Origin of the sequence: Ileibacterium valens, from assembly GCF_001945525.1 — a bacterium.
In the GTDB taxonomy this organism is placed as follows: Bacteria; Bacillota_I; Bacilli_A; order Erysipelotrichales; family Erysipelotrichaceae; genus Ileibacterium; species Ileibacterium valens.
Window position 1 is genome coordinate 1 of record NZ_MPJW01000233.1, and the last position, 1,504, is coordinate 1,504.

The window sequence follows — 1,504 nt, forward strand, 5'->3', positions numbered from 1 at the left end:
CATGAAAATTCCACCTCCAGAATCAGTTTCTTAAGGTGGATTCATGAGATCCAATCAGATAACCAATAACATTTTTGTACATGTAATCATTACCCGGATTGGACATTTAAACTTTACCCGTAACAAACTTTCACATAAAACCTGAAAGAGAAATCAAAAACGTCTGTTATGCTTGTGATTCGCCACAAAAATAGCTAAAACAGCTTGCTTTTTTGTTTTCGAATTTTTTTCAATTGAAACCGAAAAGATTGCACTAAATCAACAGAGGTTTATTGTCAAATATACAGCAATATAATAAATTTCGATAACTTTATTATGTTACTCTATTTTTTATCGTTAATTAATATATTATATCGGTGACTCCGTTTTATATATTTTTATAGATATTGTTTTTTTATATTCGATATGAGTAAATAGTATCGGAAGATCTCAACCTGGAAAGTAAGATATCAGTGGATATTTCAATGCAGGATTCTTATCTGAAAGATATTAAAATACTTATTTCGTCTGTTATTACAGCTTTTTGTCTGCCTGTTTCTGGCTGTGCCAGTTCAATGGATCAAGTTGAATCAAAGCAATCCATATGGCCAGAATACTCTGCCTGCACGAATTATGAGATTTATGATTATTCTTTAGAAGCCAGCATTCAACAAGCTGCCCGAGCCAATGGATTTGAAATGTATCGAAATAATTATCAATGGCAGATTATCCAAAATAAGTCCTCACGCGCATTAATTCAAAGCTCAAGAAGCGACAATGTGGAAGATAAGACACTTCAGGTTACAACTGAATACGGTGATATGAGCTTTGTAATTAGAAGAGAGGCTGATTCAGATTGGAAACTATTTCAAATTTTAGAAGATAGTCAATCAGCAATTACTGGTTTAAACTGGGAGGATCTTTTTTAGAATTCCTGTTTGGCGATCAGTATAATAAAGTGAATATCTCCGAATTTGAACAAAGTCGAGACTTTGAAAATGAGTGGATAAGCAAACCACTTATGACAAGTGATAAACCAATGAATTTTGCTTTGATCATTTCTGGCTGTGGAAATATCGAAGCAGTTCAACTGCAAAGCGATCATGCAATAGTATGGTCTTCTTCAATAAGGGAAATAAAAAATGGAGAAGCAATTATGGATGATTTGGAACTTCTGGTCAAAGAAATAAAAGAAGGAAATATCGAACCAGGATCCCCCATTGATCACATCAGGTAAGCGCAGCCGAAGAAATATATTTTGATGGAATGATGACTGTATGATCGGTTGATCAAAACAGGATAGAAATACCAACAGTAAACCGATATATGAATGTTTGTTATGAGAATAAACAGCATCCGTATTTTTGTTTTTTACCTGTAAAGAAGAGGTTGCTGCCGTTGTATATGTCAATTGAAAAGTTGCCGAAATATCAATTAAAAAGTTGGCAGCTGCCGATAGGAGCAGCCGCATAATTTTGTTTCCATTTTTCAATAAAGCCAGCTTAGAACCAGAAAGCAAAATGCC

The 1,504-nt window shown here is 34.0% G+C and carries 2 protein-coding genes; both read left to right on the forward strand.

Annotated features, from left to right (window positions below):
- Nucleotides 1-452 precede the first annotated feature (452 nt).
- Nucleotides 453-908, forward strand: coding sequence for a hypothetical protein (locus BO222_RS11290; protein ID WP_143357025.1), 456 nt, complete (start codon nucleotides 453-455; stop codon nucleotides 906-908).
- 29 nt (nucleotides 909-937) lie between these two features.
- Complete coding sequence (locus tag BO222_RS11295) at nucleotides 938-1,216, forward strand: hypothetical protein (RefSeq protein WP_143357026.1); 279 nt, start codon at nucleotides 938-940, stop codon at nucleotides 1,214-1,216.
- The last annotated feature ends 288 nt before the right edge of the window (nucleotides 1,217-1,504 follow it).